Origin of the sequence: Mesorhizobium sp. WSM3873 (assembly GCF_001672445.1) — a bacterium.
GTDB lineage: Bacteria > Pseudomonadota > Alphaproteobacteria > Rhizobiales > Rhizobiaceae > Mesorhizobium.
In genome coordinates this window covers 135,539-151,007 of the sequence record NZ_LYTM01000045.1, presented here as the reverse complement: position 1 = coordinate 151,007, position 15,469 = coordinate 135,539, and the positions used below count along the sequence as shown (strand labels likewise).

Genomic DNA, 15,469 nt, shown 5'->3' with positions numbered 1-15,469 from the left:
CTGCCCGTTACATCAGGCCGGCAATACCGTCCCAGAGCAGCTTGAGCGCCACCACCGCCACCGTCGCGTATGTGAACGGGTAAAACACCTCCGGCCGCATGCGGCGCACCAGCCAGGCGCCGGCGATGGTGGAAAGCGGCGCCAGCGGCATCAGCGCAAACGATGCGGTGAGATTGGTGCTGTCGAACTGGCCAAGCGCGAAATAGGGAATGAGCTTCAGCGCGTTGGTAGCGGCGAAGAAGATCGCCGCCGTCCCTGACAGCACCTTCGGGTCGAGCCGGATCGGCAGCGCGTAGACCTGGAAGGGCGGGCCGCCGACGTGGGCGACGAAGCTGGTGAAGCCCGCAACGATGCCCCAGAACGCCGCAGCGATGCGGTTCGGCTCCACCTCGTGGTCGGCGCCGTGGCGGAACTGCAGATAGATCCAGCGCAGGACGAAGACCAGCGCGACCGCGCCGACGATCAGCCGCACCATTTCCTCCGTCACCAGGGCCGCCGTCAGCCAGCCGAGGCCGAGGCCGATGACGGCGCCGGGCATCATGTCGACCAGCATCTTGCGATCATAGACGCCCCACCATGTCCACACCGAAACGATGTCCATCAGGCAAAGGATCGGCAGCAGGATGGCCGCCGCCTGCACCGGCGGGATGGCCAGCGCCATCAGCGGCACGCCGACGAAGCCCACGGCGCCGCCGAAGCCGCCCTTCGACAGGCCGACGAGGATGACCGCCGGAATGGCGGCGGCATAGAACCAGGGATCGCTGAGCAGGCCTGACATGGGAGATACGGCGACAAGAAACGGCTGGAGGATGGCGGGAGACTTGCAATAGACCACAAAGCGAAAGACCGCGATAGCCGAAGCGCCCCGTCAGCCGGTCGGCGCGATCAACTGTCCGTAATCCGGCCTGCCGAGTTTGCGGCTGGTGGGGGGCCATGTGCATAAGGTCACCCGCCCAGCATGAGGTTTGACGATGAGCGAAGTCCTGATCCGCCGCGCGGACAAAGCCGATCTTGCGGCGATCGTCGCGATGCTTGCCGATGACGCGCTTGGCCGCGCCCGCGAAAATGCAAGCGTGCCTTTGGCGCAAGCCTATCAGGACGCCTTCGCGGCCATAGACGGCAACCCGAACCATTTTCTGGCGGTGATGACGGACGGCGCCGAGGTCATCGGCACCTTGCAGATCAGTTTTATCCCGGGCCTGTCGTTGCAGGGCGCCTGGCGCGGCCAGATCGAGGCGGTGCGCGTCGCGGCGAGCCGGCGCGGAGACGGGCTCGGGCAGCGCCTGCTGGAATGGGCGATCGAAAGATGCCGCGAGCGCGGCTGCAGGGTGGTGCAGCTGACGACCAACAAGAGCCGGCTCGACGCGCACCGCTTCTACGAACGGCTCGGCTTCAAGGCGAGCCACATCGGCTACAAGCTGGATATTTAACGCACCCGCGCCGGCGATGCCGCCGACCTCTCATCGTCGCGCCTGGACCAGAAGAAACATCGGCCGCTCGACCTCTTTGGCCAGTTCAGGTCTGGCGGCGATCTGCGCTTCAGTTGGACAGAATTCCTCCACGCGGCCGATGGTGAACCCAGCCTGGATCAGATTGTTGAGCGTGGTGCCGAGTGTGCGGTGGTGCTTCACCACGCCCTTGGTGAACCAGTCGGTCGTGCGCGGCCCTTCCACCAGATACCGATCGAGGGGCCAGACGTTCCTTCCTGCGGCGTCCACGGACCAGCCCGGATTGCTTGGAGCCATGAAGATCGGATGCTCCGTCGAGAAGACGAAGAACCTGCCAGGGACCAGGGCCTGGTAAACCGTCGCGAACAGCCGCGCGGCATCGCTGACATAATGCAGGGCAAGCGAGCTATAGGCGAGGTCGAAGCGCGCCTTCGGCAGGCTCAGCTCGTCGAGGTCGACGCGCTCATAGGCTATGGCTTCGTCGGAGCCGGCGGCGCGTGCTCGGGCGAGCATCCTTTCCGACAGGTCGAGGCCCAGAACCTGCTTGGCTCCGTGCGCCCGCGCCCAGCGGCAGAACCAGCCGAAGCCGCAACCGAGATCGACGATGCTTAGACCAACCACCTTCGGCAGCATGGCGCGCAGAACCGGCCACTCGGGCGCGCCTTCCACCGAACGATGCAGACGGCTGTAGCCTTCGAAGAAATCGGCCTTGTCGTAGATATTTTGCGCCATGCTCTTCCCGTGCTTTCGCTTGCTAACCTAGCGGTCGTTTCGTTAGCGTCCATCAGCAGCTTCAACAGGCCGTCTGTCAGTCCTTGAAGATTGGCGCAAGCCGCTGCTGCCGTGACGCTTTTCGGCGGCGATCTTCGCCCGCCTCCTGTTCAAGCCGGACGCTTTGCTCTATGCCGCAATGCCACCATGTTCGCCCGGCATAGGCGAAAACCGGGATCGTAGACCGATGAATGAAGCAACCCCGCCCAATCGCTGCCGAATCGTGCTGATCGCGCCGCCGCTTGTGACTCCCGAGCACATCTGCACCGCCTTCGACGGCGGCGACGTCGCCTCGCTGATCCTGCCCGAAAACGGCATGGATGACGCCGCCTTCCAGGCCTTCGCCGAGAAGATCGTGCCGATCGCGCAGGCCGCCGGCGTCGCCGTCATCATCGCCGGCGACAGCCGCATCGCCGGCCGCGTCCATGCCGACGGCATCCATGTCGAGGCAAACCGCCAGGAACTGGCCGAGACGATCGAGCGCTTGGCCGACAGGATGATGGTCGGAGCGGGCGGCGCCAAGACCCGCGACGAGGCGCTGGATCTCGGCGAGGAGCGGCCCGACTACATGTTCTTCGGCCGCTTCGGCTATGACAACAAGCCCGAGCCGCACCACCGCAATCTCGCTCTCGGTGAATGGTGGGCGCAGATGATCCAGATTCCTTGCATCGTGATGGCCGGCTCCGAGCTTGCGTCGGTGGAAACGGTAGCGGCCACCGGCGCCGAGTTCGTGGCGCTCTCCAGCGCCGTCTTCGCCGACGGACTCGATCCGCGCGCGGCGGTCGCCGCGGCCAACGCACTGCTCGACCAAACCGCGCCGCGCTTCGAGGACTGACGTGCGCTGGTCCCGGCTTTCCTTCGCGGCGTTGGCCGCGGCCTTGACGATCCAGGCGCCCGCCGCCGTGGCCGCCGAGACCCCGCCGGTGCCGCAGCCCAGACCGGACACGACCACACCCGACACGAGCGCGCCGGATACAAGCGCCCCTGCTACCGGCGCCCCGAATACAAGCATTCCGAATATAAGCGCCCCGAATGCAATCGCCCCAAGTACTGGCGCCCCGAATAGTGGCGCTCCGAATGCTGGCGCGGCCCATGCCGACAAGCCGATCGAAACACCGCTGCCGCAGCCGGCAACGCTTCAACCGCCATCGGCCGATACCATCAATCCCGATCGCTTCGGCGCCAAGCTCCCGGACGCCGCCTACGGCGCCTTCCAGCGCGGCCTCTATAAAACGGCCTACAACCTTGCCATGGTGCGGGCCAAGAACGGCGACCCAGCGGCGCAGACACTGGTCGCCGAGATCCTGTCGCGTGGGCTGGGCGTGCCGCTCAACGCGGCAGAGGCCGCGAAATGGTATGGGCTCGCCGCCGAGCAGGGCGTGCCGGAGGCGCAGTTCCAATATGCGCTGATGCTGCTCGACGGACGCTATGTGAAGAAGGACGCCAAGGAAGCCTATGCGCTGATGCAGGCCGCCGCCGAGGCGGGCAACCGCCTGGCCCAGTTCAACTTCGCCCAATTGCTCGTCCAGCAGGATCCGGGCGATGCCGGCATAGCCAAGGCGGCTGTGTATTATGAGCGCGCCGCCAGTACCGGCCTTGCCGACGCCGAGTATGCGATGGCGCAAATCTACGCCAACGGCGTAGGCGGCAAACCGCGCGACGACGCCAAGGCACGCACCCTGCTGGCGCAAGCCGCCCGGCAGAACTACGACACCGCGCAACTTGACCTCGCCGCATGGATGATCGAGGGGCGCGGCGGCGATCGCGACCTGAAATCTGGCTTTGCCTGGATGAGGCGCGCGGCCGAAGGCGGCAATGTCGCCGCCCAGAACCGCCTTGCCAAACTCTATATGGGCGGCATCGGTACCGACCCCGATCTGATCCTGGCCGGAGCCTGGTATATCGTCGCCCGGCGCGCCGGGTTGATCGACCCGCAGATGGACGATTTCCTGCAAGGCCTCGACGACGGTCAGACCAAGCAGGCACTGCAGAAGGCGAACCGGCTGCCCTGAAAAGACGGCTGACGGCAGAGGCAATCCCCATGAGCGTTGGCGACGCCCTCCCTTGCCACTCAATGCGATTTGTGGTCTTGGAGGCGCCAAAGCGCGCTCCGCGCCAAAAATCTCATTCCGGATCAGTTCAACATGGCCAAGATCAGTGGCAGCGAAATCCGTCCCGGCTATGTCATCGAGCATGACGGCGGCCTCTGGGTCGCGGTCAAGACCAACACCGTGAAGCCCGGCAAGGGCGGCGCCTACAACCAGGTTGAGCTGAAGAACCTGATCAACGGCACCAAGCTCAACGAGCGCTTCCGCTCGGCCGAGACCGTCGAGCAGATCCGGCTGGAGATGAAGGATTTCTCCTTCCTCTACGAGCAGGGCGACGCGCTGGTTTTCATGGACACCGAAAGCTACGAGCAGCTCGAACTGAACAAGGATTTCGTCGGCGAGCGCGCCGCCTTCCTGCAGGACGGCATGATGGTCACGGTCCAGCTCTACGAGGAGCGGCCGATCGGCATCTCGCTGCCCGACCAGGTGACGCTGACCATCACCGAGGCCGACCCCGTGGTGAAGGGCCAGACGGCGGCGTCTTCTTACAAGCCTGCAGTGCTGGAAAACGGTGTCCGCGTCCTGGTGCCGCCCTTCATCTCGGCCGGCGAGCGCATCATCGTCGACACCAACGAGATCACTTACGTGCGTCGCGCAGAATAAAACGGCCAACACAGGAAGAAGAAGAATGGCGCGTTCCGCTCTCCTCAATGTCATGGTCCAGGCCGCGATGAAGGCCGGCCGGTCGCTGTCGCGCGATTTCGGCGAGGTGCAGAACCTGCAGGTCTCGATGAAGGGGCCTGGCGACTATGTCAGCCAGGCCGACCGCAAGGCCGAAGAGATCGTCTTTGCCGAACTGTCGAAAGCGCGGCCGGGCTATGCCTTCCTGATGGAGGAGCGCGGCGCCGTCGACGGCGAGGACGGCCAGCATCGCTGGATCGTCGACCCGCTCGACGGCACCACCAACTTCCTCCACGGCATCCCGCTCTTCGCGGTCTCGATCGCGCTCGAGCGCCAGGGCCAGATCGTCGCCGGTGTCGTCTACAATCCGGCCATGGACGAGCTCTATACCACCGAGCGCGGCGGCGGCGCCTTCATGAACGACCGCCGGCTGCGCGTCGCCGGACGCGCCAAGCTCACCGATGCCGTGATCGGCTGCGGCGTGCCGCATCTTGGGCGCGGCCAGCACGGCAATTTCCTGATCGAGTTGCGCAATGTCATGGCCGAGGTCTCCGGCGTCCGCCGCCTTGGCTCCGCCTCGCTCGATCTCGCCTATGTCGCGGCCGGCCGCATGGACGGGTTTTGGGAAACCGGCCTTTCGGCCTGGGACATCGCCGCCGGCGCCCTGCTCATCCGTGAAGCGGGCGGCTTCGTTTCGGATATGGATGGCGGGCAGGACATGCTGGAGGCCGGCTCCATCGTCGCCGGCAACGAGCTTATCCAACGCGCCCTCTTGAAGACGGTAAAGAAGCCGCTGGCTGCGCGCTGAAGCGCCCCTATCGCATCACCCCGAAATCGGAATTGATTCGCTGACCTCCGGTTCGGAACGGATAAGCGCAAATCAAAGGGCTGCAGCCTCCTTTGCGCGTCGAAAGGACGCGCGGCGCGCTCGTCGCAAAACCGCAACCGAAGCTTGAAATACTGATCCGCGACTGCCCAGATTATGGATGCAGGATCATTCATGAACGACGCTCGCGCAAATACAACGATCGAAATCCCCTTTGTCGGCCGCTGGCACTATTCGCGCGCCGAGATGATCGCCGATGGGATCGTCCATGCTGTGGGCATCGTGCTGGCGATCGCCGCCGGCTCGGCCTTCCTGGCTTTAGCCGCCTTCCATTCCGGCCCGGGTGAGTACATCGCCGCCGTCTTCTACGTTGTGTCGCTGCTCACCGTGCTGTCGGTATCGCTGGCCTATAATTTGTGGCCGATATCGTGGCCGGCGAAGTGGATCCTGCGCCGCTTCGACCATGCCGCGATCTATCTGCTGATCGCCGCCACCTACACGCCTTTCCTGGCCCAGCTCCACACGTCCGCGCTTGCCGTGCCGATGATCGCTATCGTGTGGAGCGCGGCGGCACTGGGCATCGCCATCAAGATGTTCCTGCCTGGACGCTACGACCGGCTGGCGATCCTCTTCTATCTCGCCATCGGCTGGAGCGGCGTCGTGCTCGCCGGGCCGCTGGTCGCGACGCTGCCGCCAGCCTCCGTCATGCTGCTGGTCGCGGGCGGCATCGTCTATTCATTGGGCGTCATCTTCTTTGCCTGGAAAGGCCTGCGTTTCCACAATGCCGTCTGGCATGGCTTCGTCGTCACCGGCGCCGGGCTGCACCTGGCCGCCATGGTCGACTGTCTGGTCATCAGCCGTTTTTGAAACGACCCGCGCGGGGCGATATTGTCAAGCACCATTCAATTTGGTCACAATTCCGTTTAGAGTCGCGGCAATTCTGCGGCGGGTGGCATCGGAAACGGGGCACGGATGGCTTTTCTCAGATCCTTCGGCAGGCGCTCGGATGTCCTGGTCTACGATCCGCACAAGCTGTCGAGCCCGCAGGTCTTCCTGCTCACGATGGTGATCTTCCTGGTCATCGTCGCCTTCATCGCCGCCATCCTCACCCGCCAGATCTCCACCGCCTTCTCCAGCAACCCCGGCCTCAACGGGCTGATCATCGGCGTGCTCGCCGTCGGCATCCTGCTCGCCTTCGCCCAGGTCGGCCGGCTGTTCAGAGAGGTGCGCTGGGTCAATTCCTTCCGCGCCGGCTCCGAGACCACCGAGCCGGTGCTCCTGGCGCCGATGAAGGCGATGATCGGCCGCTCGTCGACGATCGCCTTCTCGACCTCTTCGATGCGCACCATGCTCGATTCCATCGCCACGCGCCTCGATGAAAGCCGCGACACCTCGCGCTATCTCGTCGGACTGCTGGTGTTTCTTGGCCTGCTCGGCACCTTCTGGGGCCTGCTCAACACCATCGCCTCCATCCGCGAGACGATCGAGGCGCTCGACCCCGGCAGCGGCGATGCCGCCGCCGTGCTCGACGCGCTGAAGCAGGGCCTGTCGGCGCCGCTCGCCGGCATGGGCACGGCCTTCTCGTCCTCGCTGTTCGGCCTCTCCGGCTCGCTGGTGCTCGGCTTCCTCGACCTGCAGGCGGGCCGCGCCCAGACCCGCTTCTACACCGAGCTCGAGAACTGGCTGTCCTCGGTCACCGATCTCTCGTCGGATATCGTCGTGTCGGAATCGGCGCGCGCCGAGCCGTCGGAGGAGATCCGCCTGCTGTCGGAACGGCTGCGCAGCCTGCAGGAAAATGGCGGCGGCTCCAACCCGCGCGTCGCCACCGCCATGGCCAACCTGGCGGACGGCATTTCCGGGCTGGTCAAGAACATGCGCTCGGAACAGCAGATCATGCGCGACTGGGTCGAGGCGCAGTCGGACGAACAGAAGGCGATGCGCAACACGCTGGAAAAGATCGCTGACGCCCTGAAGAAGACCGGAGTGCACTGACGTGGCGCTGGCAAGGCGGCGCGCCGATCGCCGCATCGACTACTGGCCCGGCTTCGTCGACGCGCTGTCGACGCTTCTGCTCGCCATCATGTTCCTGCTGACGGTCTTCGTGCTGGCGCAATTCCTGCTCAGCCGCGAAATCTCCGGCAAGGACACGGTGCTCAGCCGCCTCAACTCGCAGATCAACGAGCTGACGCAGTTGCTGGCGCTGGAGCGCTCGAACAGCCAGGACAAGGAAGACACGCTCGCCAATCTGCAGGCCTCGCTGTCGGCGGCGGAGGCGGAAAAGAGCCGTCTTCAGCAATTGCTGGAGCAGGGTGCCGGCGCCGGCGACGCGGCCAACAAGCGGGCGGACGCGCTGTCCGGCGAACTCAGCAGCCAGCGCCAGATCAGCCAGCAAGCGCTGAGCCAGGTCGAGATCCTCAACCAGCAGATCGCGGCACTGCGCAAGCAGATCGCGGCGCTCGAGGACGCGCTCAACGTGTCCGAGCAGCGCGACCGCGAGTCCAACACCAAGATTGCCGATCTCGGCCGCCGCCTGAACGTGGCGCTGGCGCAGCGCGTCCAGGAGCTCAACCGCTACCGTTCCGACTTCTTCGGCCGGCTGCGCGAGATCCTCGCCGACCGCGAGAACATTCGCATCGTCGGCGACCGCTTCGTCTTCCAGTCGGAAGTGCTGTTCCCGACCGGCTCCGACGAGATCAACGATGCCGGCAAGGTCGAGATGAAGAAGCTCGCCGATGCCGTCATCGAGCTGCAGAGGGAAATCCCGCCCGAGATCAGCTGGGTGCTGCGCGTCGACGGCCACACCGACAACAAGCCCTTGTCCGGAACCGGCCGCTATCGCGACAACTGGGAGCTGTCGACGGCCCGCGCGACCTCGGTGGTGAAGTTCCTGATCGAGAACGGCGTGCCGGCGAACCGGCTGGTAGCCGCCGGCTTCGGCGAATTCCAGCCGCTCGATCCGGCCGACACGGATGAGGCGCGCAGCAAGAATCGCCGAATTGAACTGAAGCTCACCGAACGTTGATCCGGCATCACGCGAACTCACGCGAATTTGTTCGCAGGCTCAACTCTAGCGCGCAGAAGCTCGCCGGCAAGGCCTGAAAACATTATCTTTTTTTAATTACACTCGGCGACTTGGCGGCCCTAATTTGCTGCGCAGGGCCGGGAACCGCCGGCGATGCCTCCCATCGCGACGCGACGGAACCGGACGGCCCACTAGCTCGGAAGCAGAGCGGGATGGCCGCTCCTTCCCCAGCAGGAGGACGCGCCGTCATGCGCGCTTTGACATCTCTCAAGACTGCAACTCTCGCCGCGGTTCTGATTGCCGCTCCGCTCGCCGGCGCCTACGCCGCCGGACATCACAAGGGCGCTCTCGACGCAACCGATCCAACCGACTTCACCGGACCGCGGGTGACCAGCCTGATCGAGCAGGTCCAGGGTGTGGATCAGGGCATCGCCGACGCGCGGCAAGCAAACGACATCTCGGCCTCGGAAGCGCAGCAACTGCATATGCGCGCCGCGCACATCAGCCAGGTGGCCGAGCACGTAGCCGCTTCGGATCACGGCAGGATTCCGGCTGCGCAATATCACGACCTGCTGCGCCGTCTCGACAATGTCGACCAGAAGCTGAGAACCGATACCGGCAGCGGCTTCCTGATGGGCGACGGCGCCGACGGCGGTCACTATCCAAACGGCTGAGCGGTTTCGGTCCGCGACTGCCGTTTCGAGACCAGGAAGGGACGATCTGGCGCCCGAGGGACCTGGCCCGAGGGCGTCCTTTTTTCAGTCACCGGCCGAGCCAAAGCGCGATAATGGCAAGCACCGCAGGCAGCGTCTGGACGAACAGGATCTTGCGGCCGACGGTCGCCCCGCCATAGAGGCCGGCGACGGCAACGCAAAGCAGGAAGAACATCTTGATTTGGAAGCCGCCGGTGCCGAGATAGAGGCCCCAGATCAGGCCTGTCGCAAGAAAGCCGTTATAGAGGCCCTGGTTGGCGGCGAGCACTTTCGAGGCGCTGGCGAAGTCCGGCTTGAGGTTGAACGCCTTGTGGCCGCGCGGCGTGTCCCACAGCACCATCTCCAGATAGACGATGTAGCAGTGGATCAGCGCCACCAGCCCGGTCAGGATATTGCCGATCATTGTCCCCTCCGCTCGTTGGCCCCAACCTTTGATCACGCAGCGCTGTTGCAAGGCAAGATGGGCTGATCCGGAACGGGCGGATCAGGGTTGCCAAGCTGCGCGCCTTGGTATCTTTTCGCGCCAACCCCTTTGCAGCCGGAAACCATCCATGTCCTTCCATAAACTCGATCTACTCGGCCATAGGCTCGAAGCGCTGGAACATGCGCTGGCCATCCTCGGCGCCGATGAGGCGACCCACATGGCGGTTGGCGGCGGCGAGAAGCGCGCCGAGGCGATGTCGGCCCTGACCGGCATGCTGCACGCCCAGGCTACCGCGCCGGAGATCGGCGACTGGATCGCCGCCGCCGAAGCCGAGCCGCTGAACGACGAGCAGCAGGCTGCGGTGAGGGAACTGCGCCGGCAATATACCAACCTCACCTGCCTGCCGGTCGAATTTGTCGAGCGCCAGACGACGGCGCGCATGCGCTCCGAGCAGCTCTGGCGTGACCTGCGCGCCAAGAATGACTGGGCGGGCTTGCTGCCGGCACTGGAAGGCGTCGTGACGCTGGTGCGGGAAGAAGCGGCGCTGCGCGCCGAGGCGCTCGGCCTCGCCCCCTATGACGCGCTGATGGAGCAGTACGATCCGGGCAACCGCGCCGCCGACATCACGCCGGTGTTTGTCGAGCTGAAGGCTTTCCTCAAGGATTTCCTGCCGCATGCGCTGGCGATGCAGGATGCGCGGCTGGCGAAGCACGCGCTCAAGCCGCTCTCCGGCAGCTACGCCGTCGAGAAGCAGCGCGAGCTTGGTCTTGCCATGATGGCGGCGGTCGGCTTCGACCTCACCCATGGCTCGCTTGCGGTGTCGCACCATCCCTTCTGCGGCGGCGTGCCGACCGATGTGCGCATCACCACCCGCTACAAGACTTCCGATTTCCTGTCGGCGCTGATGGGAGTGCTGCACGAGACCGGTCACGCGCTTTACGAACAGAATCTGCCGAAAGCCTGGTCGCACTGGCCGCTCGGCAAGGCGCGCGGCATGGCCGTGCACGAGAGCCAGAGCCTGTTCGTCGAGAAGCAGATCGGCCGCAACCCCGCCTTCTGGCGCTGGGCGCTGCCGGTTGTCGAGAAGCATCTCGGCGAAGCGTGGTCGATCGACGACATCCTGCCGCATGTCCATCATGTGGAACGCGGCTTTATCCGCGTCGACGCCGACGAGGTCACCTATCCGCTGCATGTCATCCTGCGTTACGAGCTCGAGCAGGAGCTCGTCTCAGGACGGCTGGAGGCCGCCGACCTGCCCGAGGCCTGGGATGCCAAGATGCGCGACTATCTCGGCCTCTCGACCATCGACAACCCGGCCGACGGGCCGATGCAGGACGTGCACTGGCCGGGCGCCGCCTTCGGCTATTTCCCGTCCTACACCTTGGGGGCCATGATGGCGGCGCAGCAATGGGCGGCCCTGACCAGGGAGCACCCGTGCGCGGACGAGGATCTCGCCAAGGGGGACTTCAGCGCCATCAACGACTGGCGTCGCGAAAAAATCTGGTCGCAGGGCTCACGCTGGTCGACACCGGACCTGCTCGAGCGCGCCACCGGCGAGAAGCTCAACGCCGTTTACTTCACCGAGCACCTGCGCAAGCGCTACGGCGACTGATAGCGCCTGCCGGCGGGCGCTACTCCGCCGCGCCCTTGAAGGCGCTCGCTCCGGTCTCGAACTGCAGCTTGGCGAGCCGCGCATAGGTGCCGCCCTTGGCGACAAGGCTCTGATGCGTGCCTTCCTCGACGATGCGTCCGCCGTCCATGACTAGGATGCGGTCGGCCTTGAGCACCGTCGCCAGCCGGTGGGCGATCACGATGGTGGTGCGGCCGCGCATCAGCCGCTCCAGCGCCGTCTGCACCAGCGTTTCGCTTTCGGCGTCGAGCGCCGAGGTCGCCTCGTCGAGCAGCAGGATCGGTGCGTCGCGCAGAATGGCGCGGGCGATCGCCACGCGCTGGCGCTGGCCGCCCGAAAGCGTCACACCGCGCTCGCCGACCTGGCTGTCATAGCCCTTTTCAAGCTTGCCGATGAATTCGTCGGCAAGCGCCGCCTTTGCCGCCGCCTCGATCTCGGCATCGCTGGCGCCCGGCCGGCCGAAGCCGATATTGTCGGCAGCACTGGCCGCGAAGATGGTGACGTCCTGCGCCACGATGGCGATGCGCTGGCGGATTGCGGCCGGATCGGCCTGGCGCAGATCGACGCCGTCGATGACGACACGGCCGCTCTCCGGATCGTAGAAGCGCAGGATAAGCGAGAAGACGGTGCTTTTTCCCGCGCCCGAAGGACCGACGATCGCCACCGTCTCGCCGGGCTTCACCTGGAAGCTCAGCCCATGCACGGCGGCCCGGTCCGGCCGCGCGGGATAGGAGAAGGAGACATCGTCAAAGCTGATCGCGCCCTTGGCCTTGGCCGGCAGCGGCTGCGGATCGGCGGGCGCTTGAATGGCGGGCTTCTCGGCCAGGATCTCGGTCAGACGCTCGGCGGCGCCCGCCGCCTGCGACAGCTCGCTCCACACTTCCGACAGCGCGCCGAGTGCGCCGGCGGCGAACACCGAATAGAGCAGGAACTGGCCGAGCGTGCCGGCCGACATCGTGCCGGCAAGCACGTCGCGCGAGCCGAACCAGAGCACCGCCACCACCGATGAAAAGATCATGAAGATGGCGAAGAAGGTGAGAAAGGAGCGGGCGAAGACCGACGTGCGCGCCGCCTCGAAGGCGGCCTCGACGGCGGCCGAGAAGCGCCCCGTCACCAGCTTCTCGTTGGTGAAGGCCTGCAGCGTGCGCACGGCGCCGATCTGCTCGCTGGCATAGGCAGTGGCTTCCGCCAGCGTATCCTGCGCCAGCCGCGACTTGCGCCGCACCGAACGGCCGAAGGCGACGAGCGGCAGCACGATCAGCGGGATGGCGGCCAGGACCAGGCCGGACAGTTTCGGGCTGGTGAAGACCATCATCGCCACGGCACCGACGCCGAGGATGAGATTGCGCAGCGCGACCGATGCCGTGGCGCCGACCGCCGACTTCACCTGCGTGGTATCCGCGGCAAGCCGCGACACGATCTCGCCCGACTGCGAGCGATCGAAAAAGGCCGGCGAGAGCGTCGTGACATGGGAGAAGACATCGCGGCGGATGTCGGCGACGACCCGCTCGCCGAGCGTGATGACGAAGTAGTAGCGGCTGGCGGACGCCGCCGCCAGCACGGCCGCCATCAGCACCAGCGCGGCGAAATACTCGGCAATGAAGGTAGTGCCCGCCGGCTGGAAGCCGTGATCGATCATGCGCCGCACGGCCATCGGCAGGGCCAGCGTCGTCCCTGCCGCGACGATCAGCGATATGATCGCGCCGACCGCCAGTTTGCGGTACCGCATGACGTACGGAAAAAGGTTCCTGAGCGGCCGGACCGAGCGCCTGCGCTCGTCACCACTGACACCAATATCCGCCATGAGCGTTTCCTCTGGCCGCGTGTTCGTCATGCGCTTCAATATGCGCCTGCCGCGGCCTTGTGATTCAATTCCGGCTGATGTATAGGCTCGCCGACCGTTTTAGAAGCCGTGGCTTTTCATTAACTGCGGCTTCGAGTTTTAAAAAGGGGCGCATCGACGCAGGCCATCGGCCCGTCACCAGCGCCGGCAAGCCAGGAACACGACAATGAAGGCCGATATCCATCCCGACTACCACACCATCAAGGTCGTCATGACCGACGGCACCGAATACCTGACCCGCTCGACCTGGGGCAAGGAAGGCGACACGATGAACCTCGACATCGACCCGACCACGCACCCGGCCTGGACCGGCGGCCAGCAGACCCTGCTCGACCGCGGCGGCCGCCTGTCGAAGTTCAAGAAGCGTTTCGAAGGTTTCGGCCTCTAAGCCTTTCTAAACGTGTCGCAGATCAAAACCCGCCTCCGAGGCGGGTTTTTTGTTGGCCACAGACGCTGCGGGAAACCCGACCAGGTTGTACCTACCCTTCCACCAGCTCCCGCAGCGCCATGCGCTTATAGGCCGCGACCAGCCTGTCGCCCTCCTCCCGGTCGACGGAGATCGCCAGCCGCATGACCGCCTCGCCCATCTGCCAGACTAGCAGCGCCGCCGTCTCCATCGCCACGGTATCTGCGCCGGGACGCAACCGCTTCAGCACCGCGACGAGGAATCGGGCATTGGCCCGGCTGTCGGCCAGTTCGAGTTCGCGCAAGGCCTTGTCGGCCTGCGTGCCCGACCAGATGTCGCGCATCACCGGTTCGGCCAGGAACATCCCGTAATAGATGTCGACCAGCTCCGAAAACGCCTGCTTCAGCCCTTCGGCGTCGCTGACGTCCTTCAGCGCCGCCGAAATGCAGGCCTGGCTTTCGGCGGTGTAGCGCTCGGCCAGCGCCCAGACGATCGCCCGCTTGTCGGGAAAGAACTGGTAGAGCGAGCCGATCGACACCCCTGCTCTTTCCGCCACCTCGCCCATGCGCATGGCATCGCTGCCTTGCTCGGCGATCAGCGCCGCGGCAGCGGCAAGCATCCGCTCGACCCGCTCGCGGCTGCGCTGCTGCGTCGGCGCTCGCCGGGGCATTGCGATTTCCTGGTCGAGCTTCGTGGCTACCCTGCCTTGCATGAGCTTCCTCCGAAAGATCCTCGAGAAACTGGCTTGACTCACAAAATACGAGGGGTTATCACGTTTTGCAAACATGAGGATTACTCATATTAAGAAAACGAGGAGACCGAGATGACCGACACGTCACGGAAACCGATTTTGATCCTGGGCGGCACCGGTAAGACCGGCCGGCGGCTGGCCGAACAGCTGACCGCCCGCAATATCCCGGTGCGGATCGGCTCCCGCGCAGGCACGCCTCCCTTCGACTGGTCGGACAAGAAAACCTGGGGCGCGGCCCTCGACGGCGTCGGCGCCGTCTACATCAGCTACTATCCTGACATCGCGGTGCCGGGCGCCGCCGAAACTGTCGAGGCGTTGGCCAAACTTGCCGTCGAGCGCGGCATCAAGCGGCTGGTGCTGCTCTCCGGTCGCGGCGAGACGGAGGCTCAGCGCGCCGAGGAAATGGTCAAGGTCTCCGGTGCCGATTGGACGATCCTGCGCTGCTCATGGTTCTCGCAGAATTTCAGCGAAGGCTTCCTCATGGAATCCATACTCGAAGGCGAAGTCACCCTGCCGGTCGGCGCTGTCGGCGAACCCTTCGTCGATGTCGACGATATCGCCGATGTCGCCGAAGCCGTGCTGACGGAGCCGGGCCATGCCGGCCAGCTTTACGAACTCACCGGCCCGCGTCTGCTGAGCTTTGCTCAGGCCGTCGCCGAAATCGGCAAAGCCACTGGCCGCGACATCCGCTATCGGCGGATCTCGCATGCCCAATTCACCGAAACGGTGGCTGCGCACAACCTGCCGCCGGAATTCGCCTGGCTGCTCAACGAGCTCTTCACCGAGGTGCTCGACGGCCGCAACGAATCGCTGACCGACGGCGTGCAGCGCGCGCTCGGCTGCCGGCCGAAAGACTTCTTCGCCTATGCAACCGAAACCGCAGCCAGCGGCGTCTGGAGTAACTGA

General features: G+C 65.2%; 17 protein-coding genes. 12 read left to right on the top strand and 5 right to left on the bottom strand.

All coding sequences use genetic code 11. The features are described from left to right. Positions 1–7: 7 nt before the first annotated feature. Entirely contained in the window at positions 8–778 is a 771-nt protein-coding gene (locus tag A9K71_RS23685; protein ID WP_067001765.1) for a sulfite exporter TauE/SafE family protein, read from the bottom strand. 193 nt (positions 779–971) lie between these two features. Between A9K71_RS23685 and A9K71_RS23680 the strand changes: the two genes are divergently transcribed. Further along, positions 972–1,430 (top strand): GNAT family N-acetyltransferase, encoded by a 459-nt coding sequence (locus A9K71_RS23680; protein ID WP_067001762.1) that lies wholly within the window; start codon positions 972–974, stop codon positions 1,428–1,430. Positions 1,431–1,460: 30 nt separating this feature from the next. On the opposite strand, the gene A9K71_RS23675 is transcribed toward A9K71_RS23680, so the two are convergent. Further along, entirely contained in the window at positions 1,461–2,180 is a 720-nt protein-coding gene (locus A9K71_RS23675) for a class I SAM-dependent methyltransferase (RefSeq protein ID WP_067001759.1), read from the bottom strand. 226 nt (positions 2,181–2,406) lie between these two features. On the opposite strand from A9K71_RS23675, the gene A9K71_RS23670 reads away from it, so the two are divergent. From A9K71_RS23670 to A9K71_RS23635, 8 genes are all read left to right on the top strand, one after another. Continuing rightward, positions 2,407–3,054 carry a thiamine phosphate synthase gene (locus A9K71_RS23670; RefSeq protein WP_067001756.1) on the top strand — a complete coding sequence of 216 codons (648 nt, stop codon included), beginning with the start codon at positions 2,407–2,409 and terminating at the stop codon, positions 3,052–3,054. A gap of 202 nt (positions 3,055–3,256) precedes the next feature. Then, on the top strand, positions 3,257–4,231 hold the full coding sequence (locus A9K71_RS23665; RefSeq protein ID WP_067002195.1) for a tetratricopeptide repeat protein: 975 nt from the start codon (positions 3,257–3,259) through the stop codon (positions 4,229–4,231). Positions 4,232–4,363: 132 nt separating this feature from the next. Then, the gene (gene efp, locus A9K71_RS23660) at positions 4,364–4,930 is read left to right on the top strand and encodes an elongation factor P (RefSeq protein WP_067001754.1); all 567 of its coding nucleotides are present in this window, start codon (positions 4,364–4,366) and stop codon (positions 4,928–4,930) included. Positions 4,931–4,955: 25 nt separating this feature from the next. Continuing rightward, entirely contained in the window at positions 4,956–5,756 is an 801-nt protein-coding gene (locus tag A9K71_RS23655; RefSeq protein ID WP_067001752.1) for an inositol monophosphatase family protein, read from the top strand. A 192-nt stretch (positions 5,757–5,948) separates the two neighbouring features. Next, the gene (locus A9K71_RS23650; RefSeq protein WP_067001750.1) at positions 5,949–6,641 is read left to right on the top strand and encodes a hemolysin III family protein; all 693 of its coding nucleotides are present in this window, start codon (positions 5,949–5,951) and stop codon (positions 6,639–6,641) included. Positions 6,642–6,746: 105 nt separating this feature from the next. Beyond that, complete coding sequence (locus A9K71_RS23645; protein WP_067001748.1) at positions 6,747–7,766, top strand: MotA/TolQ/ExbB proton channel family protein; 1,020 nt, start codon at positions 6,747–6,749, stop codon at positions 7,764–7,766. Position 7,767: 1 nt separating this feature from the next. After that, positions 7,768–8,796: a peptidoglycan -binding protein gene (locus A9K71_RS23640; RefSeq protein WP_067001746.1), complete on the top strand. Its 1,029-nt coding sequence runs from the start codon at positions 7,768–7,770 to the stop codon at positions 8,794–8,796. 248 nt (positions 8,797–9,044) lie between these two features. Further along, complete coding sequence (locus tag A9K71_RS23635; protein WP_067001742.1) at positions 9,045–9,470, top strand: hypothetical protein; 426 nt, start codon at positions 9,045–9,047, stop codon at positions 9,468–9,470. Positions 9,471–9,558: 88 nt separating this feature from the next. Here the strand turns inward: A9K71_RS23635 and A9K71_RS23630 are convergent, their stop codons facing one another. Beyond that, positions 9,559–9,912, bottom strand: a complete 354-nt coding sequence (locus A9K71_RS23630; protein ID WP_067001740.1) for a DUF1304 domain-containing protein — start codon at positions 9,910–9,912, stop codon at positions 9,559–9,561. Positions 9,913–10,060: 148 nt separating this feature from the next. Here A9K71_RS23630 and A9K71_RS23625 point away from each other — a divergent pair, with 148 nt between their 5' ends. Further along, entirely contained in the window at positions 10,061–11,545 is a 1,485-nt protein-coding gene (locus A9K71_RS23625; RefSeq protein ID WP_067001737.1) for a peptidase M32, read from the top strand. Positions 11,546–11,564: 19 nt separating this feature from the next. On the opposite strand, the gene A9K71_RS23620 is transcribed toward A9K71_RS23625, so the two are convergent. Beyond that, positions 11,565–13,367 carry an ABC transporter transmembrane domain-containing protein gene (locus A9K71_RS23620; protein ID WP_067002193.1) on the bottom strand — a complete coding sequence of 601 codons (1,803 nt, stop codon included), beginning with the start codon at positions 13,365–13,367 and terminating at the stop codon, positions 11,565–11,567. Positions 13,368–13,572: 205 nt separating this feature from the next. Here A9K71_RS23620 and rpmE point away from each other — a divergent pair, with 205 nt between their 5' ends. Beyond that, positions 13,573–13,794 carry a 50S ribosomal protein L31 gene (gene rpmE, locus A9K71_RS23615; RefSeq protein WP_040974396.1) on the top strand — a complete coding sequence of 74 codons (222 nt, stop codon included), beginning with the start codon at positions 13,573–13,575 and terminating at the stop codon, positions 13,792–13,794. 91 nt (positions 13,795–13,885) lie between these two features. Here the strand turns inward: rpmE and A9K71_RS23610 are convergent, their stop codons facing one another. Further along, complete coding sequence (locus A9K71_RS23610) at positions 13,886–14,524, bottom strand: TetR/AcrR family transcriptional regulator (protein WP_067001733.1); 639 nt, start codon at positions 14,522–14,524, stop codon at positions 13,886–13,888. Between the two features lie 111 nt (positions 14,525–14,635). Here A9K71_RS23610 and A9K71_RS23605 point away from each other — a divergent pair, with 111 nt between their 5' ends. After that, positions 14,636–15,469 carry an NAD(P)H-binding protein gene (locus tag A9K71_RS23605; RefSeq protein ID WP_067001730.1) on the top strand — a complete coding sequence of 278 codons (834 nt, stop codon included), beginning with the start codon at positions 14,636–14,638 and terminating at the stop codon, positions 15,467–15,469.